General features: G+C 36.5%; 26 protein-coding genes. 2 read left to right on the forward strand and 24 right to left on the reverse strand.

What is annotated here, in order from left to right; genetic code table 11:
- Positions 1 to 240: 240 nt before the first annotated feature.
- The 7 genes from C8E03_RS17140 to C8E03_RS17170 form a co-directional block, all read right to left on the reverse strand.
- The gene (locus C8E03_RS17140) at positions 241 to 1,749 is read right to left on the reverse strand and encodes a hypothetical protein (protein WP_110291686.1); all 1,509 of its coding nucleotides are present in this window, start codon (positions 1,747 to 1,749) and stop codon (positions 241 to 243) included.
- Positions 1,750 to 2,120: 371 nt separating this feature from the next.
- On the reverse strand, positions 2,121 to 3,029 hold the full coding sequence (rbsK, locus tag C8E03_RS17145) for a ribokinase (protein WP_110291687.1): 909 nt from the start codon (positions 3,027 to 3,029) through the stop codon (positions 2,121 to 2,123).
- 20 nt (positions 3,030 to 3,049) lie between these two features.
- Complete coding sequence (locus C8E03_RS17150; RefSeq protein ID WP_094378420.1) at positions 3,050 to 4,051, reverse strand: LacI family DNA-binding transcriptional regulator; 1,002 nt, start codon at positions 4,049 to 4,051, stop codon at positions 3,050 to 3,052.
- 206 nt (positions 4,052 to 4,257) lie between these two features.
- Positions 4,258 to 5,520, reverse strand: a complete 1,263-nt coding sequence (locus C8E03_RS17155) for an AMP-binding protein (protein ID WP_094378421.1) — start codon at positions 5,518 to 5,520, stop codon at positions 4,258 to 4,260.
- Between the two features lies 1 nt (position 5,521).
- Positions 5,522 to 6,667, reverse strand: a complete 1,146-nt coding sequence (locus tag C8E03_RS17160) for a thiolase family protein (RefSeq protein WP_094378422.1) — start codon at positions 6,665 to 6,667, stop codon at positions 5,522 to 5,524.
- A gap of 19 nt (positions 6,668 to 6,686) precedes the next feature.
- Positions 6,687 to 7,241, reverse strand: a complete 555-nt coding sequence (locus C8E03_RS17165; RefSeq protein ID WP_094378423.1) for a biotin transporter BioY — start codon at positions 7,239 to 7,241, stop codon at positions 6,687 to 6,689.
- Between the two features lie 13 nt (positions 7,242 to 7,254).
- Complete coding sequence (locus C8E03_RS17170; protein WP_094378424.1) at positions 7,255 to 7,857, reverse strand: hypothetical protein; 603 nt, start codon at positions 7,855 to 7,857, stop codon at positions 7,255 to 7,257.
- Positions 7,858 to 8,194: 337 nt separating this feature from the next.
- Here C8E03_RS17170 and C8E03_RS17175 point away from each other — a divergent pair, with 337 nt between their 5' ends.
- The gene (locus tag C8E03_RS17175; RefSeq protein WP_094378425.1) at positions 8,195 to 8,935 is read left to right on the forward strand and encodes a GNAT family N-acetyltransferase; all 741 of its coding nucleotides are present in this window, start codon (positions 8,195 to 8,197) and stop codon (positions 8,933 to 8,935) included.
- A 46-nt stretch (positions 8,936 to 8,981) separates the two neighbouring features.
- Here the strand turns inward: C8E03_RS17175 and C8E03_RS17180 are convergent, their stop codons facing one another.
- The 15 genes from C8E03_RS17180 to C8E03_RS17255 form a co-directional block, all read right to left on the reverse strand.
- On the reverse strand, positions 8,982 to 9,761 hold the full coding sequence (locus C8E03_RS17180; RefSeq protein WP_110291688.1) for a hypothetical protein: 780 nt from the start codon (positions 9,759 to 9,761) through the stop codon (positions 8,982 to 8,984).
- Between the two features lie 13 nt (positions 9,762 to 9,774).
- Positions 9,775 to 12,396: an Hsp70 family protein gene (locus C8E03_RS17185; RefSeq protein ID WP_110291689.1), complete on the reverse strand. Its 2,622-nt coding sequence runs from the start codon at positions 12,394 to 12,396 to the stop codon at positions 9,775 to 9,777.
- 83 nt (positions 12,397 to 12,479) lie between these two features.
- Positions 12,480 to 13,172, reverse strand: a complete 693-nt coding sequence (locus C8E03_RS17190) for a hypothetical protein (protein ID WP_094378428.1) — start codon at positions 13,170 to 13,172, stop codon at positions 12,480 to 12,482.
- Between the two features lie 12 nt (positions 13,173 to 13,184).
- Positions 13,185 to 14,483 carry a hypothetical protein gene (locus tag C8E03_RS17195; RefSeq protein ID WP_110291690.1) on the reverse strand — a complete coding sequence of 433 codons (1,299 nt, stop codon included), beginning with the start codon at positions 14,481 to 14,483 and terminating at the stop codon, positions 13,185 to 13,187.
- A 20-nt stretch (positions 14,484 to 14,503) separates the two neighbouring features.
- On the reverse strand, positions 14,504 to 16,249 hold the full coding sequence (locus C8E03_RS17200) for a PP2C family protein-serine/threonine phosphatase (RefSeq protein ID WP_094378430.1): 1,746 nt from the start codon (positions 16,247 to 16,249) through the stop codon (positions 14,504 to 14,506).
- Between the two features lie 2 nt (positions 16,250 to 16,251).
- Positions 16,252 to 17,088 (reverse strand): PP2C family protein-serine/threonine phosphatase, encoded by an 837-nt coding sequence (locus tag C8E03_RS17205; protein ID WP_094378431.1) that lies wholly within the window; start codon positions 17,086 to 17,088, stop codon positions 16,252 to 16,254.
- A 21-nt stretch (positions 17,089 to 17,109) separates the two neighbouring features.
- On the reverse strand, positions 17,110 to 17,622 hold the full coding sequence (locus C8E03_RS17210; protein WP_242993620.1) for an FHA domain-containing protein: 513 nt from the start codon (positions 17,620 to 17,622) through the stop codon (positions 17,110 to 17,112).
- A gap of 17 nt (positions 17,623 to 17,639) precedes the next feature.
- Positions 17,640 to 18,185 (reverse strand): FHA domain-containing protein, encoded by a 546-nt coding sequence (locus tag C8E03_RS17215; RefSeq protein WP_094378432.1) that lies wholly within the window; start codon positions 18,183 to 18,185, stop codon positions 17,640 to 17,642.
- Positions 18,186 to 18,188: 3 nt separating this feature from the next.
- Positions 18,189 to 18,626 carry a DnaJ domain-containing protein gene (locus C8E03_RS17220; protein ID WP_110291691.1) on the reverse strand — a complete coding sequence of 146 codons (438 nt, stop codon included), beginning with the start codon at positions 18,624 to 18,626 and terminating at the stop codon, positions 18,189 to 18,191.
- Between the two features lie 242 nt (positions 18,627 to 18,868).
- Entirely contained in the window at positions 18,869 to 19,297 is a 429-nt protein-coding gene (locus C8E03_RS17225; protein WP_094378445.1) for a membrane-associated protease 1, read from the reverse strand.
- Between the two features lie 13 nt (positions 19,298 to 19,310).
- Positions 19,311 to 19,736, reverse strand: a complete 426-nt coding sequence (locus C8E03_RS17230) for a hypothetical protein (RefSeq protein WP_094378434.1) — start codon at positions 19,734 to 19,736, stop codon at positions 19,311 to 19,313.
- A gap of 34 nt (positions 19,737 to 19,770) precedes the next feature.
- Positions 19,771 to 21,957 carry a transcriptional regulator gene (locus C8E03_RS17235; protein ID WP_094378446.1) on the reverse strand — a complete coding sequence of 729 codons (2,187 nt, stop codon included), beginning with the start codon at positions 21,955 to 21,957 and terminating at the stop codon, positions 19,771 to 19,773.
- A 62-nt stretch (positions 21,958 to 22,019) separates the two neighbouring features.
- Complete coding sequence (locus C8E03_RS17240) at positions 22,020 to 23,810, reverse strand: vWA domain-containing protein (protein WP_110291692.1); 1,791 nt, start codon at positions 23,808 to 23,810, stop codon at positions 22,020 to 22,022.
- Positions 23,811 to 24,300: 490 nt separating this feature from the next.
- Entirely contained in the window at positions 24,301 to 24,567 is a 267-nt protein-coding gene (locus tag C8E03_RS17250; protein ID WP_094378436.1) for an RHS repeat domain-containing protein, read from the reverse strand.
- The gene (locus C8E03_RS17255) at positions 24,551 to 24,736 is read right to left on the reverse strand and encodes a SymE family type I addiction module toxin (protein WP_110291694.1); all 186 of its coding nucleotides are present in this window, start codon (positions 24,734 to 24,736) and stop codon (positions 24,551 to 24,553) included. Before C8E03_RS17255 ends, C8E03_RS17250 begins: the two co-directional genes overlap by 17 nt.
- A gap of 110 nt (positions 24,737 to 24,846) precedes the next feature.
- On the opposite strand from C8E03_RS17255, the gene C8E03_RS17260 reads away from it, so the two are divergent.
- A complete protein-coding gene (locus tag C8E03_RS17260) occupies positions 24,847 to 25,065 on the forward strand; it encodes a helix-turn-helix domain-containing protein (protein ID WP_094378437.1) in 219 nt (72 codons plus the stop codon).
- A 525-nt stretch (positions 25,066 to 25,590) separates the two neighbouring features.
- On the opposite strand, the gene C8E03_RS17265 is transcribed toward C8E03_RS17260, so the two are convergent.
- Together C8E03_RS17265 and C8E03_RS17270 are read right to left on the reverse strand one after the other, a co-directional pair.
- Positions 25,591 to 26,058 (reverse strand): CDI toxin immunity protein, encoded by a 468-nt coding sequence (locus C8E03_RS17265; protein WP_110291695.1) that lies wholly within the window; start codon positions 26,056 to 26,058, stop codon positions 25,591 to 25,593.
- 18 nt (positions 26,059 to 26,076) lie between these two features.
- Complete coding sequence (locus tag C8E03_RS17270; RefSeq protein ID WP_242993622.1) at positions 26,077 to 26,802, reverse strand: RHS repeat-associated core domain-containing protein; 726 nt, start codon at positions 26,800 to 26,802, stop codon at positions 26,077 to 26,079.
- Positions 26,803 to 26,868 lie beyond the last annotated feature (66 nt).

The following is a 26,868-nucleotide window of genomic DNA, read 5'->3' on the forward strand; positions in this document are numbered from 1 at the left end:
GATTCCAATTCCCTCGCCACTTATTTTCTATCAATTACCTTGTCATTTATTTTCTATCAATTTTCATAGATGCATCACAATACGTTCGACCTATGCTCCAAATAAGTTAATACGTAGATTAAAATTAATACCAGGTAAGACCACAATAATCTCAACTTTATAGGGCAGACAAAAACGCTACATCTCATTATGTTTACTGAGTTGCAGCGTTTTTTCATAAATTAAGCGTTTTGCCTGATATTAATATCCATGGTAAATAGAATTTTTAAGATGAAAAATGTACGTTGAATTCTTAATATTTATTTGATCACTGATATATGCTTCCACTGTACATTTATCAAAATAGTGGTATGAAATACCTGTATCATAATAAATAGCACCCAATGCAGGTGGTAATTCAATTGTTATGTTAAACTGACTTGATTCATCCGTTACAGCATAACCTGTTACAGTTGCATAATCAGGAGTATTGTTACTTTCCCAAGATGGGTTTTTGTATTTTCCCGTCACTTTCGTTCCTTTTGCCAGATATGCAAGATTCGTATCCGTATCCAATGCATATGCATAACCAGTAATCGTTAATTTACCTCTTCCCGTTCGTAAATATGTCCCATAACCACTATATTTAACATAACTACTTGAACCCTCTGTTCCATTTAATTCTGAGATAATTATTCTATTTGCTGTTAATATTGGCATTATAGATAATAAATAGTTCTGTATATCAGAATCATCATATTCTCCCATTATTTTAGCATTACTAACCCTTACATAATATACTCCGGTATCAACCGAATAGTTATTTCCTATTGGATTAACCATTTGCATCTGATAACCATTTGAAGCTATATTTTTATATACTTGAACAGAACATGTATTCGCAGAATCTGTCGTAGCCGTAATCTGTAGTTTATTATAGATTCTGCTTTGAGGTATTGTGATAACATACCAATCATTATCTATAGGAGAACTCAAATTTCTTGAATTTGTAAAGGCTCCATCCAAACCAAATGTAAATGCTAAACTTTGATCTGCATATTCATCGGATTCCCACTTATCATAAAGCACACTAAAAGAATAATCTAACTGATATGACTCGCTAATACTTCCGCCAGTGGCTGAATGAACATATAAATAGTACGTTTTCGTTGCGTCACCTGATGTCAAATACCCAATCGCCTCTGGCAACGTCCCCTTAGAACCATTAATATTCGTTGTATATTCTGAATAAGATAAAATGTTGCCATCTGAATCTAATAAATACAAATCATAATCTAATTGAGCATTGTTTGGTTGTGTCAATTGAGCTTGAATATAGATTCCGGATTGAAGGCTTAAAGGATAAATTTTATAATCCCCAGAGGCACTTAAATAGTCATTAACCGACCCTGCTATCACAGTTGTATTAGAAGTAGTAGATGTTTGAGCTTCTAGTGTTGTACGTCCATCATTCTCTGAATTGCTTCCTGTTAATGATTGTTGCTCTTGCATATTTGAAATATCCACTTTTATATCAGGTTGTTTAGAATTATCAAAATTATTGTTAGGCTCTAACTCCGTGATTTCCACTGCCTCCTGCTCCTTACAAATTACATCGTCCGGTAATTTATCACTAAATCCACATTCGTTATCTTCTAACTCCATGGCATTTACTGTATTAACGTTTACAGTTGACGTCAAAAGAATTAAAATTGCTGCTCTTGCTATAATTTTAGTAAAAATACATCTGCTTTTTGCTTTCTTTTTCACGATTCTCCCTCTTTTCTCAATTTATAATAATCTAATCCAATATTCTTGAATGCGACTTTCTCCTCTCCTTTCTTGATATTCTGCAATACATCTAGGTTGCTTATAAAATAATAGCAATTGATATATCACCAATAAAAAATACATTCATTTTATCATAAAGTAATTAACCTTATCCTATACTGCTAAATTCATATCAACAATATCAGATACAGAAAACGTACGATTATGGCAGAAAAAAGACAAGCAAATCACCTGATTTAAGTATTGCATTTGAGTTCATTATAAAATAATTGATGAAGAAATTTATCATGATATGTTGCGAGATAACTGATCCAAGAATCTTGGTTCTCAGTTTGAAGATGATCGTGCATCTACTCTAGTTTATCCAATTCTTCTTTAGATGGAAGTGACATCTGAGCGCCCTTTCTGGTAACACTAATCGATGCAGCCAGATTGGCTTTTTGTATGGAATGATAAACAGAACCTCCATTTGCCAATTCAACTGCGAAAGCTCCATTAAAACAATCTCCTGCGGCTGTTGTATCAACTGCATTGACTTTTTTTCCCTTTACAAGCTCATAACCCTCTTTATGAATCCAGATTGCACCAAGCTCTCCAACCGTAACAATTACATTTTTAACTCCACGCTCGATTAGTTTTTCCCCTGCTCTTACCATTTCTTTCACACTATCACACTGACAACCACTGATTGTAGTAAGTTCTGTCTCATTTGGAGTTAAAAAATCAATTTTACGTAATATAGAATCGGATATATTAATAGGCGCGGGCGCAGGATTAAGGATGATTGTTTTCCCATATTCATAGGCGATATCAATTGCATAATATACTGCATCATTTGGAGTCTCTAGCTGCATCAAAAGATAATCACAGTCTTGTATTAATTTCTTGTTGTTTTCAATAAGGTTAATGTCACAATATCGATTGGCACCGTTTATTGTAACAATGCTGTTATGCGCATCCGAATCTGTAAAAATAAATGCGGTCCCGGTTGTTTCGTCTACTTTCTTAATATATTTCGTATTAACCCCTGACATCTTTAGATTCTCTATTAATTGTTCTCCATATTCATCGGCTCCAACACAGCCTAGCATTGTAATGCTGCCTCCCAGCTTTCCAACCGCACAGCCTTGATTGGCTCCTTTTCCACCTGCATTCATCCAGTACCCGTTTCCATGAACTGTTTGACCAACTACTGGCATTCGCTCCATATTTACTACAATATCCATATTCAAACTTCCAATAATTAAAATGTTTTTCATACATTCACTCCTCTCATTAACTACCTAGTACTTTGTCTAATGATTAATTTCGTCTGCAAATAAACGTCCTCGAAAACCTTATCTTTATTATGAATGGAATCAATAAGCATCTTAGCCGACTTTTCTCCGATTTTATAGATCGGCTGACCCACAGTGGATAAAGTTGGGGTAACAATATCGCAAAGATTAATATTATCAAAACCCATTATTTCTATTTGATCAGGTATTTGAATCTGATATTCTCTTGCAGCTTTTAAGGCTCCAATCGCTATAACATCTGCACTGGCAAAGATTGCATCTATGTCCGCCTTTTCTTCCAATAATTTACATGTTCTTTCATATCCTGATTCGATACTTAATTTCCCATATGAAATAGAATTTTTACCAATACCAAGACCAGCATTTCCCATTGCTCTTAAATAGCCTTTATAACGTTCTTGAACGGTATATACAGATTTTTCTCCACCGAGATAAACTATATTTTTATTGCCTTTATTAATAAGGTAGGATACCCCTTCATAAGCCGCCTGTTCATTGTTAATAAAAACTCCCGGATAATTCATAAAATCATTTGTCTTTCTATCCATTACAATAATCGGTAACTTACTCTTATAAAGCAGCTCCCTTAGTCTTACGCTGTCTAGCTCCCCACTCGTATTCAGAATAATGCCATCCACTCGTTTTTCTAGTAAAGAATATAAATAGTTCTGTTCCTTTTTTCTATTGAAGTCAGAATTACATAAGAATACAGTGTATCCTTTCTTGACCGCATAATCCTCAATACCTCTTACAATTTGTGAAAAAAAAGGATTTTCTACATCAGGTATGATAACTCCGATTATTTTTGTTTCCGAAACAGTAATGCTGCGTGCCATACTATTTGGAATATACCCAACCTCTTCGATAATCTTGCTGATTTTATTTCTGGTTTCCTCTGACATACCCTCTTGTTTATTATTGATTACCCTTGAAACTGTACTTTTTGAAACACCAGCCAGCTTTGCTATATCATTAATATTCATTATTACATCTTCCCTTTTAAATTCCTAAACCAGTTTACGAAACCGGTTTACTATTGCTTTTATCCTATCATACCATATTTTCATTGTCAATCTTATTTCGTTATTTACCACAACAAGGTCTTTCCTACAAAATAGAAAAAGGTATAAAGAATCGTTTCATCGTTTCTTTATACCGCATTATACTCAAAAATTATCTTTTGCTTCTATTATACCCTCTGTAATTTTCTTTTTAAAATCTTTCCGCTTTCATTTTGGGGAAGTTCTTTCATGAAATAGACCGCTTTTGGAACTTCCCAACTTGGCAGTTTTGTTTGTAGGTGTTGGCGCACCTGTGACATGTCAGGCTTTCCCTGCTCCTCTGCCACAACCCAAGCTGCCAGCATATCATGTCCTCTTTTTTTTACTACCTTAACAGCGGCTTGTGCAATACCCGGAATACTCTCCAATTCATTTTCTATCTTAACAGTCAGCACCTTACGTCCATTTACATTACAGATGCCATCCTCTCTTCCGTCAAAATAAAGCATTCCATCTTGATCAAAATGACCACAGTCTCCAATTCTTTCTTTTGCTTTTGTTCCAATCACCCCATAGATTGTATTGACACAAATTTTTCCTCTCTCCACCCATACTCTCACCTCTGGAAATGGCTTTCCGATTAAGGTTTTGTCTTCCCCCATCTGAGAATCCTTTACATAGGTAATATAGTTCAACTCACTGGCACCGTAATATAATGTAACGGAAGAATTTCTAAAAACCTGCTTCAGCTCTTCTGCCTCTCTTCCTCCAAGACTTTGCGAGCCGCAGATTATTGATTTTACTGAATTGTTATAATACTTTTTCTTATGATATGCTTTCTTTAGCGAACAAAGTTTCGTTGGAATCAGGTAAATAACGTCCGCTCTGTAAGCCTCTATTTCTTCCCTCCACCTTCTAGGATCAAAGGTTTTCTCTGCGATCACTGTACCACCGGTAATGAGCTGAGCCAAGTAAAGATTCAGATTTCCTGTAAACGCCAGACTTCCATGCATAAAAATGCTGCTTTTATCCCCCATGCCAAATATTTTGTTCTGAATGTGGAAATATCCTTCCCAACTTTTCAAGGTTCGAAAAAGCAGCTTGTTTTGTCCTGTGGTTCCCGAGGTCATAACTGCCATACAAGCCTCTTTGGGAACCTTTGTTTCAAGAAGCTGCTGACTCACCTGCACATCACAAGGAACAATTACCGGTACCGCCTGGGTACCGCTGCAAGCTAAAAAATTAATAAGTTGTTCCTCGATGTCTAAAGACTGTATGATATAGATATAGTGGCCATCACTGCTTTCAAGACCCTTGCAAAGTCTCAGATTTTCGGCTCTACTGACAAGCATCCCAAACGTATAGAGACGGCTCTCCAGAATTAAGGCTATCTGCTCAGCCGGAATCTGTTTCATCAATTCCAGATAATCTTTTTTCCCTTGCATTACCATACTACCTATCTCCTTGTTCTACCAAAATTGCACTTCCAATCCCTCCTGCTGCTGCCACAGAACAGATTCCATATCTTCCCTTGTTTATTTCCAGCGCTTTTAGCAAATGTATCAGAATCATTGCTCCGGATGCTCCGTAAGGATGACCATATGCCAACGCTCCTCCAAATATGTTGTATCTGTTTTCTACTCCCGGAAACTTTCTATGAAAAAGAACATCGATTAAAGCAAAAGCCTCATTTACCTCATAAGCATCAATTTCACGATAATCAAGCTCCTCTTCCTGTATCAGCTTTTCCACCGCCAAAACCGCTGTTCTCGGACTTTTCAAAGGATTTCCTCCCACCAATACTCCTTTTCGAAAATACGCTTTTGGCTGCATCCCTACCTTTCTAGCATAGGTATCTGAACAAAGAACCACAAAAGCTGCTCCATCATTCATCATACATGCATTAGCGGCTGTCATCAACTTTCCTTTTGGCAGTATAAAGGGAAGCCGGTCAAGCAATCTCTGACTCATACCGGCTCTTATTCCTTCGTCTTTCACGCTTCCATTCACAGAAACTGTCACATCTGAAAGAATACCTTTTGCTGCCGTCAGCGAAGCTGCTTTATGACTTCTAAGAATCCATGCGTCCATTTCATCTTTTGTTACTCCTTCTTCGAATGCTGTCAGTTCAGCACCCTCAAGCATGACCTGCTCTCCCTGTATGCCTGGCATAAATTTTGCTACAGTGTAGGACTTATTTTCCACATAATCAGGATGGTTCGGATTCCACATACGAATAGGCTGGGTTGAAGAACTTTCAAAGCCTCCTGCCACTACCACCTCTGCTGCTTTGCTTTCAATCATGGCGGCTGCCATCGTAATGCTTTCTAACGCAGAGCCACACTGTAAATCAACTGTGACCGCAGCAACCGTTTCAGAAATTCCCGCTTCCAAGGCTGCAAGTCTTGTAATATTGCCTCCACCCCCTACCGCATTACCTCCAATTATAAGATTAATTTGACTATCTTCCAACTTACAGCGCTTTCGCAGTTCTCTTAGAACCTTTGCTCCAAGCTCTTGTGCAGGCACATGCTTATACATTCCATCCTTGACTCCGCTATAACTTCTTAGTCCCATCAAAATGCAAACTCTTTCCATAAAAGCCTCCCTTATTTTACTAAATGATAGGCCGCAAAGCCTTAGCCAATGCCACAGCCGCAAAGCATTTTACTATATCGAGCGGGATAAATGGGAGAACTGCCTGTATTAAAATACCAGACCATGGCTGTTGAGTTATTATTTTCATCCATACAGCGCCCAAAAAGTAAATAACAGGGATTCCGACTACAATTAGAAACAATGTTTGTTTACGTATATCCTTTTGTTTCTTGCAAAATATAGAAATCAAGACTGCTGCTACTAAAAATCCCAAAATATATCCACCGGTAGGCCCTAACAGTTTAGCTGGACCTGTTGCTCCACCTGCAAATACAGGTATCCCAATAAGTCCTGCCAAAATCCAAACAATAAGTACCAGTCCTGCTTGCAACGGTTCTAATATCATTCCCACCAAATTTACCACAATTGTCTGGGCAGTTATGCTGGCGGTTGAAAAAGGAAGGGGAATGACAATATACGATGATACACTAAGAAAGGCCGCCATCAGACTCATCATTGTCATTTCTTTGGTTGTGATTACCCTTTTTTTCTGATTTTGTGTTATCTGTTCCATTTTTCTCCCCTGTCTAATTTTTCTTATCAATCCACATATTAAAAATTTCTGAATCCATTACTATGCCATAGATACAAAAGCCATCCGATTCTTGCTCTTCCATCCAAAGTTCTGCCACATCCCCTACTTTCATAGGAAGTAAGAATCTTACTTTTATTTCAAAATCTTCTCCTATTTTTTTATATATATTCTCTTGTACTAGTTCTACAATTTCATTTACAATCATAAAGCCCGGAACAATTGCTATCTCTTTTTTATGTATCGGATTGTTGTCCGAAACGTACGCTACAAACTGATTCACTTGCTTTTGTGAAAAAGTAAGTACTCTTATTGGAATTCCTCTTTTATTTGTTTGACTTTCATTGACGGATTTTAGAAAACAAGGCTTTATAAGCGTTAGCTTAAGCATTCCCTTTTTTTCCTGATTCCTATCTTTTACTTGTATAACGGCTAACCTGTCATTTTTCTTTAAAAGAAGAGCCTGTGGAAGATTTTCTTTGTTTTCTTTCATCGTGGTAATCGATATGCTGCATTTTCCAATCATCCATCCATCAAAGCCTTGAAACTTTGATATCGCACTTTCCATATTGGTTAACAGTGTTCTTATTTTCTCCATTTACTGTTCTCCTTTATCATATTTCTACTTTTTTAGTATAATAAAACCAGCATCAATTGTCAACTTAATTAATTATTTAGTTGACATTAATTTTGAAACTATTTTATTCTTGGGAATAGCTGTATAAAACAAGGTATATTATTAATAATCACCTCTTTTCTACACATTTTGCAGCTGTCAAACTTAGAATGATACTATGCTAATGCCTCTTTATTATGTTATGGTTACTCAAATAGTTACAAAATATTACCATATATGATATGATAACAATTAAGGTTCTATCTGTGTACTATTTAGCTGTCTACGATGTTACGTATTATGTATCAAGAGAAAGGATATGAAATTGATGCAAACTATAAATAAAATTACTCCATTCTTTTTAGGATGGAGTGAAACGCTAATCTGGTCATGCTTACAAGGATGTATGGGGAATTTCATAACAGATAATGCAAATAACCCGACTGCTGCTTTGATTGTAGTAGGAGACTTTTGCTTTTGTGGGGGAACTCCAAATAACGCTCTTGTTGCCAAAGCTGCTGCTCCAATTATTATTCCACGAAATGAAGAATGGGAGAAATCAATTGAATCTGTCTGGGGTAATAATGTAGAAAAAACATTGCGATATGCGTTTAAAAAGGAAGCGAACATTTTCGATCTTGAAAAACTAACTCAATATACAAAATCTCTAAAAGAAGGATACCATCTGAAACTGATTGACGAGAAAATCTATCATGATATCATGCATGATAACTGGTCCAAAGATCTTTGCTCTCAATTCAAAGATTATAGCGACTATAATAAAAGAGGACTTGGCATTGCTGTAGTTTATCAAGATAAACTAGTATGTGGTGCTTCCTCTTACACCGTTTATAACGGTGGAATAGAGATTGAAATTGACACGAAACAAGAATTTAGGCGTAAAGGACTTGCTACAGCCTGCGCTGCCAAACTGATTATAGAATGTCTGGAGCGCAAACTATATCCAAGCTGGGATGCACATGATTTACGTTCTGTTGCATTAGCTGAAAAGTTAGGTTATCATATGGATAATCCTTATACGGTATATATTAAAAAGTAACGCAATAGTAAACCTTTGCGTACAGCTTTTATGTAGGCTGCTCCAATTAATCCACAGATACTTTCCATTTCTTTGTACCATCTTTTCCGCCACCAATTCTCTTTCCACTTTGTCTCGCTTTTAAAACCTTAACCAACTCTTTGTAAACTGCCAGGTTAGAACGATCCTCAAGAGGTTCCTGACAGCTTTTACTAAGGTATGCCATTAGGGCTGCCTTACTGATTGGATTTGGTTGATTGAGAATCTGGATACAAAAATATCTATCTAAATCGTTGAGATGATTCGTAACAAGCATTTCTTGCGCAAAAGCTTTCGTTATTTCCCAAGACAGCGTGCTTTCTTCTTTTGTTGAGAATGGGGCATGGATACGATTTAGTGTATCAAAGGTGGTATTTCGATCCTCAAAATCCTGATACTGGTCACGAAGCTTTGCGCCCTGCTGAAGTTTGAACCGACATAATTCTATTTCACCATTCTGTAAATGAGTTTGTTCTGTCAGTATTAAATCGATTTCCCGATATATAAAATTTGGCTCTGTTAATTCATCCGAAATACTAAGTTTTAGGACTACCGTAGTATTAGTTGGATAATAAGCAATTGCCATCGGCTCTTTGATCAGATATGCCTGTCCTTTAAAATAAACGATTCCTGTATTCAATATTATATTATCCTTTGTTGTTGTAAGTTCACATCCAGCCAAAATACCATCGGCATATCCTTTGTAAAAGAGCTGGCTTGTCAAAAATGCATAGTCTGATAATGCTATCAGCATCTCTCTTCGTAATATATGACCATCCTGAAATAACGGAATTGCCTGTACTAACATAGTTTATCCCCCCTTATTTTGTACCATCAAAGAAATTATTCATCCAGCTTTCTGTCTCAAATAAATAAAACTGATCTGGCCCAAGCATCAACTGTTCCTCATTTCTAAGAACTGGAACCACTACAAATCCCCATCGTTCTTCATCTGCCAGAACAAAGCACCTTAATTCCCGATCTACGATAGAATCCACATCATCTTGTATGATTTCTTTTTGATACATTTCCACTATCTTTTCCGCTTTCACTTCTTTAAAATCCAATTTAGAAAAAGAACAATTATATTTATATAGAAGGTTGCCATTTGTGTCTTTCAAGTAAAGCTGCAATGTTAAATCAGCCATATTTCTGGAAATATATCCGCGTATGTTCTGTCTGTCCAAGCTCTGAATTAATACTCTTTCTTCTCTTGTATGTGTAGTTGCGGTAACAACATAAGGAAATGCTGCAGGTTCATTCATAATTCTTACGTCTGCATAGCCAAACCTTTTATCCTTTAAATACTTAATGGCTCCATCAAGGCACATTAGCTTTAGCTCATAGTCCTCTGATTGATCCCTATTTTTCTTTGATGAGGCAATAACCTTTCCTGGAATAAACTCCTTTAACGCTTCCCGAAAGAGATTAATTTTACATGACTGTCCAGTAAGTCTCATAATTGAATATTCCTGTAATTCCCCATTATCATAGGATACTTCAATAAATCGTTTAATGATTCCGTAAATATCCGCCTGTAATAATTGGTTCAATTCATTAATACTGAGGTATATCGTAGGTATATCTTTCAACATAATTAAATGATTGTCTACAGATTCTCTTACTGAAAGTTTAAATCGCTCTGCCATTATGCACTTTACCGCATTTTCCCTTATCGGTGTACTGGATACTGCCACTTTCAATATATCTGACTTACCATAAAAAATCTTTTTGATTTGTTCTGCTATTCCAAATAAAAAGTAGAAGTTATTTTTTACGGCAAAGTATTCATTATTGCTTTTATGCTCATAATCTTTAAATCGAGTCGGAATAATGGCCTCCGCTTTACTATATTCTTCATCCAGCAAACGGTAGACTTCTTTCATTCCTTCTTGATCCACGCGCCTAAAAATATCAGATCCTAATTTTTCAATGATTTCAGACGGCATTTCTCCCTCTTCCACACTAATCTGTCTGGTCAGAGCGATCTTTAGAAGTTCCATGATACGAAAGGTTAGATTATTCCCTCCAAAATCGGTATCTCCATTTTCGTAAGCAGTAGCTATTTCAATTTTATAAGATACTCTTTGATTGTTTATAGAAAATCGGCAGGAAGATAAATCCGTTGTCCCTCCTCCGCAATCAATAATGAGTGCGCGCAATTCTTCATTATTGTTATAGCGTTTTTGTTCGATCAAAGCAGAAATTGAATTGTAGAGAACTGCCACACCTTCGTCTAGCATATCCTCTTCCTCAATCTGATAATCTGCTAAAATATCATGAAACAGATGAATAAAAAGTTTTTTCTGTTTCACAGGTGCTGATATATGCAGACTTTTAAAACGGCACTTAAATCTTTGCGTAGCGCAAGATATTACATATACCAAAAATTCTTTGATGATATCTTTTCGTTTTACAAAGCAGCGATTTCCCTTTCGGTCAACTAGTTCTTCCATTTTGTCTGCATCACTGATCCAGCGTTTCAAATCATAAAAAACACAAAATCCCTCATCAATATAACTCATTTGAAACAGACGGTCTGCCTGATATCCAAACACATATTGTACCTGATCCCCTTCAATCTTCGTGACACCTACAACGGATGGAAGTACTGGACTTTCTGTCTCAAACTCCTCATCTTTTAAATAAGTTACATAGTTTACATCATTTTCTTTTAAAACTTCCCGTACGGGGTCACCATCCAGCTTTTCTATGTAGGTAGAATCCAGATAAGTACCGGCTGTTGTGTTTGATGTACCAAAATCAATCGCAAGAGGCATATTGATTTCCAACAAATCTCTAACTCGAAAATCCAGTACTGGAACCATATAAAACCGTAAATGAGCAGGCAAGGTATCATATTCCGTTTCATATAAATGATAAAGCCAGTCTGATTGAGAATGATCCATACAATATAACTGATAATTTCTGACCGCCGATTCTTCACATCGCATATTTACTGATTTTGTTAAATATAATCTTTCTGTGTCCCCTCTGAATTGTCTTACCTGAAATATTGCACAAATCTTATTACCACTTACCAGCAGCGCATTTGTATTTACAATTTCAGGGCGATATCCAATCGTAAAACGGTCAAAATAGCCGACTTCTATTTCATTGTAGACTATAATTTTTGCACAACCCTTAATTGAATGAGGCATGCTTTGTATTGTAGTTGACTGTAATAACTTTTCCAACCGCTCAATGCTTTCATCATTTCGATTTAAAATAAAAAGATTGTCCTTTCTTCCGCGAAAACGCATTATCTGAAGAATCAATTCATCCTTATCAAGCGGAGCCTGGATTCCATTGACGATTCTTTCTTTCCAACAAATTTCCCGCAGTTGATAAGTAGTCATTAATTCTAACTCTTCACGACTATAGTAATTTAACTTTCCTGCATTTTTATCATTCTGGCTCATTCCACTGAAATAATTATCCATGTTAAAATCTCCCATCCTGCCAATAACAAATAAATTAAAATCTATGATTTCTACCTAATTTACTTCTAAAGCTTTTCATTTTCTTAATAAATAGCCAGTTCATCTATTCGCATGGTACCCTCTACACCAATGATACCAAAATGATATTCCCAAAAAATTCGTATGTTATAGCTTAGAGGAAGAAACATATCCTGTACAAATTGAATCATACTTTTCTTATGATCCTCCTGCGCATCAGTCAGATATAAAAGTAATTTTTTTCTGTCGGCCTTAACTTGATACAAAATCGCATCGGGAAATAAGATTAGAACCGATCTGCGAAAAATAAGCAACGAAGAACCAGTTTGAATCTGACTTAATACCAAAGTAGCCAGACGTTTTTGTTTTTGCAAAGGAATCATTTGAAACTTCTTTGCACCCTCTTCCCAAAAAGTACCATTTAACAGTTCTTGCGTCAGCTTCCTTATATAAATTTCTCTGATACTTAATCCATGACGTAAATCCGTATAAAGAAGTATATGTAAAACGACATCGATCAGATATTTTTTAAATTCACAAAATTCCTTTCCATCTTCTGCCAGAATTTCTTGAAATATATCGGTAAATCGATACAACAAATTTAATTCTATTTCATTTTCATCCACAAGATTCTCATTGATACAGCTAAAAGATTGTTCATAAAATGGGCTGCACTCCGCCGCTTGTGTAAAAAACAAATCTTCTTCCTTTTTCTTAGAAGATTGTGCCCTTAAAACAATATCCCATAAAAAGTTCAAACCTATCCCCCCCTATATCAGCTTTCCAATACACAAATATTCTGGAAACAACTTTTGCACCTGTGTGACTAAGAAACTCATAATATCTTCATTTAGATAATTAGTCTGCTCTACAGCTGAAAATGAAAGTACCAGCGTTTGGCAAGACCTTCCAATCCTTATTTCATCCAAGATAAATCCGTCCATATTATAGTTGTAAGCTTCTAAGCCCTCTGGTTTTGTATCCAGAATCTCAAAATCCTGAAACACAACGTAATTGCTATAGGAAAAAGCCTCCATCAGTCTGGCTAATTCTGATTTTGTTTTAATACTTCTTCGAAACATTTCGGTCAGGCAGCCTGCAAAACTCTCTTTTGATTGATTTGATAAAATTGGATATAAATAATATTCCTTACCATTTCTCTTATTTACCTGATAGAACTGCCATTCACATGGCGTTTCCAAAGGGCAGGAAATAATTAAGTCACCGTTTAACCGCCTGATATTGGTAATTTCCACATCTGTATTCATAATCAGATACTCACACTCAGGCTTGAGACGATGGGAAAAAATATGGTGTTCATAATTTATCTTATCAATACAAGCATCCGGATAAGTACTGGTCTTTTCAAGTTTCATTTCCAGATTCCATAACGGAATCATATGATAATTTACCTGATCTGCGTACTCTTCAAAATCAATTACGATTTCCTCTATCTCTTCCTTTTCTGACACCTGCTCCACAGAACAAAGATACACATCAAACATTTTTGTGATATAAGCCTCACATACAGTCATCCACGGCTGATAGTTCACCCCAAATATATAATACAGATTTTTAATAAGATCCATATACTGTTCATTTCTGGATATACTAAATTCACCTTTGTATTCACTCTTTTGCGTACGTATAACACCATGAAATGTTCTTTCTCTATGTATCAGTTTATATATTTCTGACACACTTGTCTTCAAATAGATAGAAAACAGCTTTTGCTTTTCGCCCGTTTTTAGTATCTTTCTTATAGTATTGATACTAGGTTTATCCTTATTTGTATCCTTTGCTATCATTGGATACATAAAAGTATCTGTGGCATCATAATGCTCTAAATCGGTCAGCGTAAGATAAATTGCAAAATCATTTTGTTTTGTTTTATGCTCATTTAATATTTTTTGTTCCAGGGTTTTATAGGCATTTTGGTTATAGTTGTTCACCTCCAGCAAAAGCTTTTCTGCAATTTCTTTAAAAAGGCGTCGATCCTCCAAGGATGTGATTTCCAGCATTCTTTTGCTGATATAACTCTCCATATCAAAATCCTGTTCCTTTTTCACAATTTATACCCCCGCTCTTTTTATTGCTGTTCAATATACAATAATTCCATTTTTGTGGTAATTTCATCTACTTTATCCTGATTTTTTAAAGTAGCATATATATCCTTAGCCAGTAAATAATATTTTCTGGCTTCTGTAAATTCTGAATTCGTAATGGATTCTGCCGCTTGCTCCATATATGATTCTGCTTCTTCCTCAAGAGACGTATTTTGTTCCATTTTAGCATTCACTGCTTCTAATTTTTCGTCTACCGCATTTTCCTGAGTCTCATCTTCTAACTCCGCATATTTTTGTTTTGCCAAAAGGTAGAATACTTTTGCACTATCATAATCTCCCTCTGTGAAAGCTTCATCACCCGAAATAATAGCATTTGCTGCTGCATCCTGTTTCGAAGCCTGCTCTTTTAATTCAGTTGCCTGGGCTTCTTTTTCTTCCTTCTGTGTTTCATATAACTTTTCCAATGCTTCCATGGCAGATGTTCTTCCATCATCAAAGTAAATTTTTCCGGCAAGAGATTTGGCTTCCAGATATTTCTCTTCTGCCTTATCGTATTGAAGATTTAAAACAAGGGTATCCCCAAGCCCAATCAGATCATAGACTGAAATGTAATTTGCAGTCAAACTCTGTCTGTTGCTAATATAATCGTTTCCTATATTATCTACATAACGTGACCGCTTAGCTGCTTCCTGAAAAAGCTTTCCAGCATCTTCATATTTCTCATTATCCAAGGCTTCGTCTGCTGATAATACGGTTTCAATTAATATTTCATAATTTTCAAGCTCTGCTTTCATCTTTTTATCCTTTAGCTGTTTGGCTAATTTTAATGCACTCGTACATTCTTCATCTGCCCGTACGTAATTATCGGCTTGGATATACTCAATGCTTTTCGTATAGGATGCTTCCATTGTCTGTATTTTTTCCACCTTTTTGTAGTGTAAAATAAGTAACACAACTGTCAGGATCACTGCAACAATTAAGATTGGTATTACAATCATAAGGATTTTTCGTATTTTTCTCTTTTTATTTGGGTCTACAAAAATCTTATTCGCAAAAATAACAGCAAATGTATACTTTTGAAGGTTGGACGGCTGTCTGGATAACAGCATATCTTCAATATCATTGACCGTTTTTTGAGGATCATCGGTTGCATCTGCAAATACATCCTTTACCTCACCCTCATCTATATGCTCCCATACTCCCCTTGTATATAATGCAATCGCATCTGCATTTGTGAGCTTTATTTTTTTTGATATTTGAGGTTTAAATCCTTTTGCCTGTCCAAGACTAGTGTAAAGATTATTTCTTTCTTCGTGAGCCGCCACTTTATCAGGGGTGATATTCTGCGTTGCTACCATATCCATGGTCAGGGATTGATCCGTCGTCTGATACTTCAAAAAACCATCGCGGTATAAACGCAGTCTAATATTTCCTGCTTGTCCATACCGCAATTTTGCATAGTCTGTCAGCACCACAATAATAGATGCTTTTAATTTCATCTTACTCTTAGCTTCAAGCAAAGCCTTATTGGCCGCCCTTAAACAAGCTGACATCCTTTTTTTACTCATGGAAGGAGCTTCCGAAAATGCAGCAACGGCCGCAGATACAGCTAATTTAGCACTGATTCCATCTACCTGATCATCGATTCCGTCAGCAATGACATAACAAGCATATCGATCCAATTCTACAAAGCCAAAGTAATCCGTATTTTTTAATTCACTTGCCTCCGAAGTAAAAGCAGTTTTAAACTCTGAGTTTTGTTTTCTCATACCTAAACTCCATTCCTTACCCTAAGTAAAATAATACTTGCGTTATCTTTTGATTCACTCTTGTTTTGATTGACTAATTCTATTATTTCAAAAGCCATCTGCTGACAGCTTTCTTGTTTTTCCAATACACGTTCCACTTCCTTATAGCCTAGCAGTTCATAAATTCCATCACTCATCAGCACAACAATATCATTACTTTTAAGTCGAATAGGTGCATCAAACAATTCAATATCTTTAAAACCATCTCTTCCAAGATAATTATATAAGCGATGATTTTCCAGCAATTCCACAGCCTCTTGTCTGGACAGCTTTCCTTCATAAAATCTTTGTTCTGCCAGTACAGCAACTGTATGACCGGCCGAAACAGGAACCAGACTTTTCTCTCTATAAACACATATTTTAACATTTCCTGCTACTGCATAATACAAAAAACCTTTACGAAGCAGTGCGCAGCTAACACCGGCTGCTCCCCTTTCTTCTCCGTCAAGCGCTTTTAAGATTTCTTTGTTTGCGGAGTGAAACGCTTTGCGAAAATAATACTGTGGATTATGAAACGCATTATAATCTTCAAAGATATCCACAAAGGTATTGACGGCAATTTTACTTGCAATACGGCCACCGTAAGCTCTGCCCATACCGTCAGACAATACAGCCATTGCTCCTTGAGATGTCACTGCTACTTCTCCTAAGTCTTCCTGCACTTCACAAGTACCAATGGTCATACAATAACCCCAATCGTCTTGGGCATTTGGTTCTTTTGATTTTATGAAAAGCTTCGCAAGCTCTAGCAAAATAATAACAAGAACCAATACCCCAATTATATAATAGGAGATAACCATATTATTTTCCCCCTCATCTTTCTACTCCCACATATAATTTGATCCACAGAATGGAAGGAACAAAAATGTAGATTTTCCAAGCTCAATCTTGGCATACGGATAGAGCGGCATAGGTGTATAAACTGCATTTTCATCCAGATAAACCAATCCATTCGCATCTCCTGGTAAAAGCATAAATTCCTTTTTCTTCTTATCAAAAACAATAATTGCATGGTTTCGCCTGGATATTTCATTATCACCTAATATCTGAATATCCATATCATCGGCACGCCCGATAAAGTTCTTGCCATCTATTATTTTATAATCCTTTCCTTTCCTTGGTCCATCAATGCAAACCAGCCAACCACAAACCGGCTTCACTTCTTCCTTAAACAATTCTTCCTCTAAGTCAACCTCTGATTTCTGCATCTCCTTTTTTTCCGGAGTAGCTGTCTCAATATTACAATAAGGGCATACTGTTCCATACCTCTTTTTGCTGAACATATGTCCATTTTGACAGCGAATTAAATTGGATTCTCCCATTTCCTTCAACATCCTTTCCACTCATTTATTTAAATAACCTGTAATCTGGTCAGAGCTACACACACGATATCTCCTCTTTCTAGTTTACATGGTTTACCATAGGCAAGCTTATATTTCTTCCCATCTGTTTTTTGGATGCTCACTCCATTCTTTACAGAGATATCCTCTACATACCAGTCATTTCCCGAAAAGTTAAGAACTGCATGTTCAATGTCTATCATACTTGCATAGGTTGTCTGATCCAGATTAATATCCACCTGATTCTCGCCAATATCTCTGCCTATTACAAGACCGTTTTTGCCATAGATATCCCAACTGGTGAGTTTTTCATCGTTTTCACTAAGGAGAATCACCTCAGTCAGGGTACTTACAGGTGCTCTTTCCTTTTCTGATATATATTTATTCTCAGGAATGCTTGCTCTTTCTTCTTTCTCTGCCCAAAACACATGTACCCCTGCTAAAGCAAGCGCAAGCATAATCCACAGCCAGAAATAAGGGATTTTAGAGTATAAAAGTATTATCGTAGCAATCGCAACCAATAAAACTGCAATAATATAATTTAAATTTCTCTTCATATTCTACCTCTTGATTCCCATAAATTTTTCAAACATGTCTGTAGTATCCAACGGATTTTTTTTAGATTTCACTTTATCTTCCCTTGTAATATCTTTTGTTTTATGATTAAATCCAAAAAAATCTTCAAAATTTTTATTTATATTCTCAAAATTAAAATTAGGAGATGATTCTGATTGTTTTTCTCCTTGTTGGTTTTTGGTAGATGCCGATTTTTCCTGATTCTGTTTTCTTCTCCTGTCATATTCTTGTCTTTTTTTAGGATTCTCCAGTATTTTGTAAGCTTCACTTATGTCATTAAATTTATCTGTATAGCTTTTATCATTGGCATGTGTATCTGGATGATACTTTTTTACAAGCCTTCTATAAGCCGCTTTAATTTCTAGTTCCGTAGCTTTTTCTGTTATCTCCAAAATCTGATACCAGTCACGTTCCTGTTCCATACGATTCCTCCCTCTCTTATCCTCATTCTAAGACCTTTCCGCATAGGGAAACGCTTTAGGATAAGGACAATTCTATAATAAAGTGCCTTCTATGCAGACACTCGCGTGCCCTCAAGGTTTAAAAGCAACTACTGCCAGTCCGCATGATGTACCTTTTCTATGATAGGAAATTTTCGCCAGCTCTCCTATTATAGAAAAGGCACGTCTGGACAAGACGTGCCCTTCATTACTTTGGAATAAGCTTAGGCTCCTGTATAACCTCCGTCAATAGCAATCTGATCGAGCTTATCTTTCTTTTGCTTAATAATGATTGTAAATGTTCCAATACCATCCGTATTTCCATAATCTTCTTTATAATCAATTACAAATGCTCTTGGAAAACTATATTTTCTTTCTACTATACCAGCGTTGATAACCTCAATCGTAACCTGGCGATAAGCTGCTGAATTTTCCGCCGGAACCATTGACCATAAAGCGAGCTTTCTTGTACTGTCGAAAGGATCTCCGTCTGTTGCAACCAAAATCTTACCGGAAATCTCAAGCGTGCTCCCCACATCTTTTGTTCTTGCGTTAGAATCAAGAGGGATGTCCGTCTTGAACATCACTTTTTTCACGCAGTCTTTTGCAATTTCAAAGCTATCTTGTCCATCAATTTTAACTTTTAATGACATATTATCTCCCCCCTTATTGTCCAAATCCGCCATCAACGGTGGTATCCTGTGTTAGATCTTTCTTCTGTTTTACATGAAGATAAAAAACACCTACTCCATGCTCATCATCCAGTTCTTCCCTGTAATCCATAACAAATGCATTAGGAAGGGTAATCTGTCGTATTACCTGATCTGCTGCAACAATGTCTACCTGAACTTTACGATAACTGTCTGCAGATTCACTTGGTACTATACTCCATTTTGCAAGGTTTAAAGTGGAATCCTCCACCTCGGCTCCTAAAGAAAACAACATTTTTCCTTGGATAATCAGTTCTGTTCCGTGATCTGTTGCTCTTGCATTAGAATCCTCTGGAATATCTGAGTGGAAATTCACACTTGTGATACATCTCTCACTTAGGTTTACTGGTCCTGATCCGTCAATTTTTAGTCTAAATCCCATTAATCATTTCTCCCTTCATTTGAATTAAATTATGTTATGCATTTGAGCTTACCCGATTAATTAACACTTCCAAATTACGTGGGCTTCCATTAAACGATATAGTAAGTTCACAAATGCTGGTTGCCTCATCTATGCTATACTCTAAATTATCTCCTTCTGTGATAATCGCATTGATACAATCCTTTTTCATTGCCCATTTGCTCTTTTGACTTTGTGGATTATTCGAAAAGAAGTTTTTGATGTTATCTTCTTTGAAATCTCCGGTTACATATCTGAGTATTCTTTCAATATAAGTGGTCACCTGTGTTTTATACACGGATTCATAAGAGGAATATTCCGAATTGTATAACAGATTTCTTGCCTTATAGACAGTAATATTCGTTATATTCTCACCGTTAAGTGATGCATTTTCTGATGAGAATATCCAGCCAAAGTTCTTCTGGTTAATCTGATTCTTTATCGTGGTTGTAAAACCAGTTATTTCTTTGGGCATTGTTGTATAGGCCAACAAAGAATTGTTTCCTGCTTCTATGTCAAAGCGTACGCCGGGAAGCTCTGAATCCGTTCTTACCTTTGTACGGTTGAAATGTGCCTTTAAGTATTCCGGGCACTGACAAGCTGCCTGAAATCCTGCTGCAACATACGCTCCGTTAATATAGACACCCTCAATCCATAACCGCATTACATCTTCCTTTGCATCAGAGAATGCTACACCATTATTGTCTGTTACACGCATTTTGGTATCTAATGTAACACCGGATTTATTCTTTGGAATAACAGTAAAATTCGGTAAAACAGGAATTGCAAATTCACTGTATGGTTTTCCAACTAAAGGTGCACATTTTTCTATGGCTTTCTCAACACCTTCTGCGGCAAGTGCATTAAAGGTTGTTTCCTCCCTGTTCTCAAAAGAGAAAAATGTTCCTACCCGATAATCTTTAAATACATCTAGCAAAATACTTAGGGATTCCATGCTGTACACATCGGTTCCTGCTTTTTGGACATTCCCCTTAAATCTTTCTCTGTTGATTTTATTGGTAACATTCTGGCTCCATGAAACATTAGGATAAATAGCGTACCAGATTGTATCTTTAAAATTGTTTTTGCTGTTGGTTGTATTTAAGTATGTAATCAGTCTTGGCAGGTTAGAGCTTTTCGCCAGCATCTCCGGCGAGATATTTGCGATCAGCAGTGATGGAGACATGCCCTTAGATTTTGCCTTATACTGATCAAAAAACATTTTGACTCCCAGCAGTTTTTCCACTAAAGGTTTCACTACTTTGATAAAGTTATCTTTTGAGGTACGGTAAAATTCCAAATAAGAGTTGTAATTTTGTACCTCAGTCTCTACATCAATTTTTGTCTGATTTGTGGATGTCAGCGGACAGAATGTACGAACCACCAGATTCTGAACATAATCACTTGGCGTGTCGTTGACTGCGTTATAATCTTCTTTGATTACTTCGATTAATCCGGCATTCATGTTATCATCTAAAGTAGCCAATGCTGTATTTTCTTCCTTGGGAGCTTCTAAAACTTTTATTTCCCCATTGTCTGCCATCGTAAGAATTCCCGGTACCAGTTCCTTGTGGTCTGATTTTTGTTCTCCTCCACCTAACAGCAAACGGGTCTTAACGTCTTCAATCGCTAATGGGAGCATTGCCATTACATTGTTATAATTAGAACTGGCTTCTTCAAACAGCAAATTCAGTCGATCACCTAGATCTAACTTTCCCGGGTCTCCTTCTTCCATTTCCGTGTATTTGGTGTAATTATACTGAATCTCCTTACGAACCTGCTTAATGTCCTCCATAACCTTTTTAGGAGAAATCATTTCCAGTAGCTTCTCAAATCCAAATTCCACGTTCAAGAGTCCTTGTGACTTTCTTGAGCTCATAACAGTGAAAACGGTTTTTAAAAAATTCTCCTGTTCATTTAGTTTGATTTGAGTCAGCATTGATTCAGAAATATTTTCTGGCTTTTTCAAGGTATACTTTACCGATTGCGAGTTTGCATCAAAAAATGACCAAATAACTGGTGCCATTTTCCTCTCTGCTTCTTCGTAGCTGCGGCACTCCAGATGTAGATTGATTTCGCGCATCTGGTCATCACTTAGACTGTCAATCCCTTTTACCTCACCAACCAACGTGAGTAAGTCAAGTTTTTCTGGATTTATAACATCCAGTAAGATTGTCCGGTTAGTTTGGCTTATAATCTCCATCATTTACCACTCCCTTCTCTTACTTTTCATTTATTTAATTCCATCCTGTTTGGCGCCATCTATCAGCGCATTTCAGAAGGTTTTAAATCTTTGTATTGGAACGTCAGTTCGCTTGTTTCATCCTCGAATACAATATCGACTTTACCACCAACGGTAATCTGATAGCTCTTTTTCTTCATGAGGATTTCCCGATTCTTCATAACTGTGCAGTCCGAGTTGTTTGTTAATATTAAATTATGGTTCGGACCGGATTTAAAATAGATCTTGTCTGCGCCTTCAAATACTTCCTGCACTGCACAGCTATCTAAAATATCTGCCATTGACATAACTTTGCCTGAAGGCAGGCGGAATAGATTGTAGGTCAAAGGTGGGACATCATATCCCGTTGGTGTTCTTGTAATGTATATGTTCAATTTACCTGTATAGCTATATTTACTTGGCTCTGGTATATCATCGGGAGGTAAAGGCTTTGGCCGTCTGCTAATCAAAATCCAGAGGATAACCGCAGCTACAATAATAGCAGTTACAATGCCTGTCCCTATGAGCAGATATGGGGGCTTAGGTTCTTCTAGTGGCAAAAGATTGGGGCCTTCCAAATTCACCGTAATGGTATTTTCACCAATTACATAAAAGGGAAGCTTTGAGTAATCAATTTCAACATTTTCTGATTTGTTTTCAATTACTGCCTCTTGTACAGTTATTGTCCCTTCACTCAATACGTTTTCTTGCGATTCATCACCATTTACAGCTATTCCCACACTGTTATTATTAAAATAGGGTTGTGTAAAAAGCTGTAAATTCTGATTTGTCAGGTCGAAAAAGGTATAGGTAATACGAGCAGTACGATCATAGCTGACTGCTGTTTCATCAGATGGAATTTTGTCCTCATATTCAATATTTACTTGTGGTATTATTTGATACTCTGGAATCATAACGATTCGTACTCGACTCCCAGAGACTCCTTGAAAACTTAATTCAATTTTTTCACTTGATGGTTTTTTTATTTGAATCAGGGAATATCTCTCTCCATTAATCTGGTTTGCATCCTCTGCTTGAAAATTAGTCTTTAGATTTTTAATAGGTGAATCACTGGTTAAAAGTATTCGAACCATGGTTGCATTTATAAATGGGCAATCAACGGATAGTGTCTCCTGTTGGCCATCTGCATCCACAATTGCGAGATTGGTTTGTTTGATATCCAATTTATCTATAAGAATTGCGTCTATTGCATCTTGTATCTTGGAAGGTTGAGGTGCCAGATAATTACCACCGCCGGTATCCTCAGCGGCAGCAAAAATAGGATTATCGGTATCTGTCATTTCCTGACCTAGCCCAATCACATGAATTGTGATTCCTGACTCCGCAGCCTGCTGTGTTGCTTCTTTGTATTGATATTTGGACTCAACTGTTGCTGCATCATCCTTTAACAGTATCTCACCATCGGAAAGCAATACAATAGTCTTTTCTGTTGCATCCTCTTCTTCGAGGAGTTCAACTGCCTGCAGTAAGCCTGCACCGGCGTTACTGTAGTTTTCATACTTAATTCCATTGGCAAGTTCCATAATCTGACTGCGCTGTTCACTGTCCACCGGTTTTTGACTGACTACAATATCAGAGTTATAGGATACAACTCCCACTCTGTAATCACTTGGCAGTGCATAAGTCAATTGTGCAATACTATCTATTGCAAGGCGATTTACATCATTGGTTTTCATACTTCCACTGGAATCAAAAAGAAAAATGACAGACTTGTACTTGCTCTCCGTTTGTTCATTTGCATAGACTGTAAGATTCATTGCCAAAACAATGAGCCATACTAACATAATGGCAGACTTTATCCTTTGTTTTTTCACTTTTCTCCCCCCGTTTTCCCCATTTTCTACAAAACAATAGTCTTATTTTCTGATTATCAGATTATAGCAAAATTTGTCTAACTGTCGTTTATTATAGTATTATATGATTTTTATGTCAATAGGTACTTTGACACATTTTTATCTTTCAATTTACTGTGATTAATATTTATTAGTGTTAAGTTAATAATTATTAACAAATTTTTTACCTTTATTGTAAAATATAAGACATTTTAGCTTCTTTTCATTTTCCATATTTATATAAATAAACAGATCGCATCTAAATATTAAATTTTTCTTATATTCTGATTTGCTTTGCTGCAATTATTTTCTGTGATGTTTCTAAAGGCATCGTAGGTATAGCTCCCTGTTGCTTTTCCCTTGGTTTCTATCCGGGTTCTTCTTCCTCCCATATCATACCAAAAACTGGCTTCGCTTCCTGTTCCATCAAGAGTCTGTATCAGGTTGCCATCTGTATCATAGAACTGTCTGGTTATCCTCCATTCCGCTCGATACGGCGGATTTCGCGGTTTAGCAGGTCGTATTCGTTTTTGGTTTTACGTCCCTGATTATCGGTTATCTCTATGAGATTTCCGGCTTTATCATACGCAAAATGGGTGGTATTGTGTATTTTGCTTTTCTTCTCTTTGTGTGTTTCTGTGATTAAGCGGTCGGCTGCATCGTATTCCCGAAGAATTTCTCCGCCCGAGGGCAGTTGAATGCGGGTTTGATTGCCGTTTTTATCACGTTTTTTCCTCAATCACTCTTTGTTTTACTATCAATGTATTATTGTGTATCTCAACCTCAATATGCTGTCCTATTCCAAATCCACTTTCCTCAAGCCATTTTCCCTTTAATCTTATTTCGGGCATGGGTTGATTTTGGGGATTATAAGATTGGTAAACTTTCATTTTTCGATTCGTATCCATTCTAAATTCACTTCTCCCTTTTTACTTTTCTATTTTTATTATACCCGTTTTTATGGCAATATTCAACCCAAATATTTGGTAATATAATAAAAAGAAAATGGAGTTTTATTATGATACTATTTGATCCATTATGGGAAACTTTAAAGAGAAAGAAAATCACAACCTATTACTTGATTAAAAATTATAATCTCAGCAGAGGGACACTAGATAATTTGAAGCACAACCGCAGTGTCACATTAAATACTATTAATGAATTATGTAGTATTTTGGATTGTGAAATTGAAGATGTTATCAAGTACGTCAAAGATAGCGATGAAAAATGTCTCTAACCCTATCCAAAAATTAATTAATATTTGTCTTATTATAAAATAAGCTCTGCTTAAATAATAAGATGCTCCTCCTGCGATAAACTTTTTATCACAAGAAGAGCTTGATTTATGTATTTTTTAACGCGTGCTACCGCTAAATTATTCCCTGTTAGCCCTGTGTCGCAAAATATAGCCCTTGTGTGGTCTTTGAAACCGATGATGGAATATGATGCCATCCAGGCAATATAAAAGCCTTGTCGAGCAAATATGAAAAAGAAAGTATTTTTCCTTTTCCCTGATAAATGTTTGAGTAGCTGTTACCACCTGTTCATCTTCCTGGTACTTAAAAAAGTCGCATCTATGGCTGTTTTTTTATTTGGCTCAAGTCGCATACTTACAGCTATTTAAAAATCTGGTTGTGGAATATTTCCGCTCATTTCCTGCACTAAAACAGGGGTGAACTATAGGGTCAAAAATGATGCAGGTTAAAGAGCCGGGGTCAAAAACTTCCCCGGCTCAGCTTACATCAGCCCGCAATGCGGACTGTTAAAAAATTATTTGTCCACATGTAATTCTACTTTCGTGATGAAATTCTATTATTTCGTTATAATCTGTTGATAATAACCAAGTGTCAGCTTCAACTGCTTTAATATCATCTAAATTATTAATTATAGAATTTAAGCTGCACCTTATTATTGGCAAACCTTTTCCCCAAATAATATAATAGTTATCTTTAGAACAAATCTCTTTTAATTGTGATTCAAATTTGATATGTTTTATATCTTTTATTTTCCTTCTTTCCCCCCAATCAATACCCCATGGAGTAAAAATCAACATTTCTTTAAAGTCATTATAAACTGATAACTCTTCTTCATTTTCCAATATAAATCCATCATTATGTAGTGCTTCCAAGCACTCTTTCAATAGAATATTATTTTCCCTTTCCTCATTCTTATTTTTCACTTTATTTATATTTTTTAACTCTTCAAGCTTTTTTTTAAGCTCATCATTCATTTTACAAATTCTCCTCTATTAACGATTATACAAATCTATTATAGATTTATACTGTTCATAATTAATATCAATGGGTATAGCTATTTTTACAGCCTTGTTACCCTTACCTTTTGAAAAGTCTTCAAAATTGTAATGTACTCCCTTATCTGGGTCATAATCAAGTCTCCACCTCGTTTTTCCGTCCAATGATTGTCTACCAATCTTTTGTTCATATCCATAACTTGACTCCAACCTGCCTGTGTATGGTTGTGAACCATTAGTAAAAGCACCTGATTTGTCAACCTCATTCATTAACGTATTTCTTGCACTTTCATGAGATTTTTCAGTAGGATAAGTAATTTCATGTCCGCCCGAACCCTTAGAACTACTATCTTGGTGTTCGGTCAGTTTCGTAGAAGTCTTTGTCTCATTTTTCCCTTTTGATGTACTAGCAGCAAGCCTATCCTTAGCAGCTTGACACTGATTCCCACTTGGGTCTACATAGCTCACTGGATTGTTGGCGCAATATGCGTACAGGTTCAGTCCGTCTCCCCGGTAGGTATCTTCTTGGGTAAAGCGTCCGATTACCGGGTTATAGTATCTGGCTCTTAGGTAATACTGCTGGCTGATGGGGTTGAGCTGTTGGCCGTTGAACTGGAAGCGGTTTTCGACTCGTTCTTCGCTTTCGGTTACATTTCCCCAGGCATCGTATTCGTAGCGGTTGAGGACTTCGTCTTGCTCCGTTACATGGGTGATGCTTCCCATTTCATCGCTTGCATAGTGGTAGTAGGTCTTGGCGCTTTCTGCGTCGGAGGCTAACAGGATATCGGA

It is taken from the genome of Lachnotalea glycerini (genome assembly GCF_003201285.1).
Classification (GTDB): Bacteria; Bacillota; Clostridia; order Lachnospirales; family Lachnospiraceae; genus Lachnotalea; species Lachnotalea glycerini.

Coding starts and splice junctions, on each gene's coding strand:
- rbsK (WP_110291687.1), bottom strand. CDS start 3,029: ATGAAAAACATTTTAATTATTGGAAGTTTGAATATGGATATTGTAGTA.
- C8E03_RS17150 (WP_094378420.1), bottom strand. CDS start 4,051: ATGAATATTAATGATATAGCAAAGCTGGCTGGTGTTTCAAAAAGTACA.
- C8E03_RS17155 (WP_094378421.1), bottom strand. CDS start 5,520: ATGGTAATGCAAGGGAAAAAAGATTATCTGGAATTGATGAAACAGATT.
- C8E03_RS17160 (WP_094378422.1), bottom strand. CDS start 6,667: ATGGAAAGAGTTTGCATTTTGATGGGACTAAGAAGTTATAGCGGAGTC.
- C8E03_RS17165 (WP_094378423.1), bottom strand. CDS start 7,241: ATGGAACAGATAACACAAAATCAGAAAAAAAGGGTAATCACAACCAAA.
- C8E03_RS17170 (WP_094378424.1), bottom strand. CDS start 7,857: ATGGAGAAAATAAGAACACTGTTAACCAATATGGAAAGTGCGATATCA.
- C8E03_RS17175 (WP_094378425.1), top strand. CDS start 8,195: ATGAAATTGATGCAAACTATAAATAAAATTACTCCATTCTTTTTAGGA.
- C8E03_RS17180 (WP_110291688.1), bottom strand. CDS start 9,761: ATGTTAGTACAGGCAATTCCGTTATTTCAGGATGGTCATATATTACGA.
- C8E03_RS17185 (WP_110291689.1), bottom strand. CDS start 12,396: ATGGATAATTATTTCAGTGGAATGAGCCAGAATGATAAAAATGCAGGA.
- C8E03_RS17200 (WP_094378430.1), bottom strand. CDS start 16,249: ATGAGAAAACAAAACTCAGAGTTTAAAACTGCTTTTACTTCGGAGGCA.
- C8E03_RS17205 (WP_094378431.1), bottom strand. CDS start 17,088: ATGGTTATCTCCTATTATATAATTGGGGTATTGGTTCTTGTTATTATT.
- C8E03_RS17210 (WP_242993620.1), bottom strand. CDS start 17,622: ATGTTGAAGGAAATGGGAGAATCCAATTTAATTCGCTGTCAAAATGGA.
- C8E03_RS17215 (WP_094378432.1), bottom strand. CDS start 18,185: ATGAAGAGAAATTTAAATTATATTATTGCAGTTTTATTGGTTGCGATT.
- C8E03_RS17220 (WP_110291691.1), bottom strand. CDS start 18,626: ATGGAACAGGAACGTGACTGGTATCAGATTTTGGAGATAACAGAAAAA.
- C8E03_RS17225 (WP_094378445.1), bottom strand. CDS start 19,297: ATGTCATTAAAAGTTAAAATTGATGGACAAGATAGCTTTGAAATTGCA.
- C8E03_RS17230 (WP_094378434.1), bottom strand. CDS start 19,736: ATGGGATTTAGACTAAAAATTGACGGATCAGGACCAGTAAACCTAAGT.
- C8E03_RS17235 (WP_094378446.1), bottom strand. CDS start 21,957: ATGGAGATTATAAGCCAAACTAACCGGACAATCTTACTGGATGTTATA.
- C8E03_RS17255 (WP_110291694.1), bottom strand. CDS start 24,736: ATGGATACGAATCGAAAAATGAAAGTTTACCAATCTTATAATCCCCAA.
- C8E03_RS17260 (WP_094378437.1), top strand. CDS start 24,847: ATGATACTATTTGATCCATTATGGGAAACTTTAAAGAGAAAGAAAATC.
- C8E03_RS17265 (WP_110291695.1), bottom strand. CDS start 26,058: ATGAATGATGAGCTTAAAAAAAAGCTTGAAGAGTTAAAAAATATAAAT.
- C8E03_RS17270 (WP_242993622.1), bottom strand. CDS start 26,802: ATGGGAAGCATCACCCATGTAACGGAGCAAGACGAAGTCCTCAACCGC.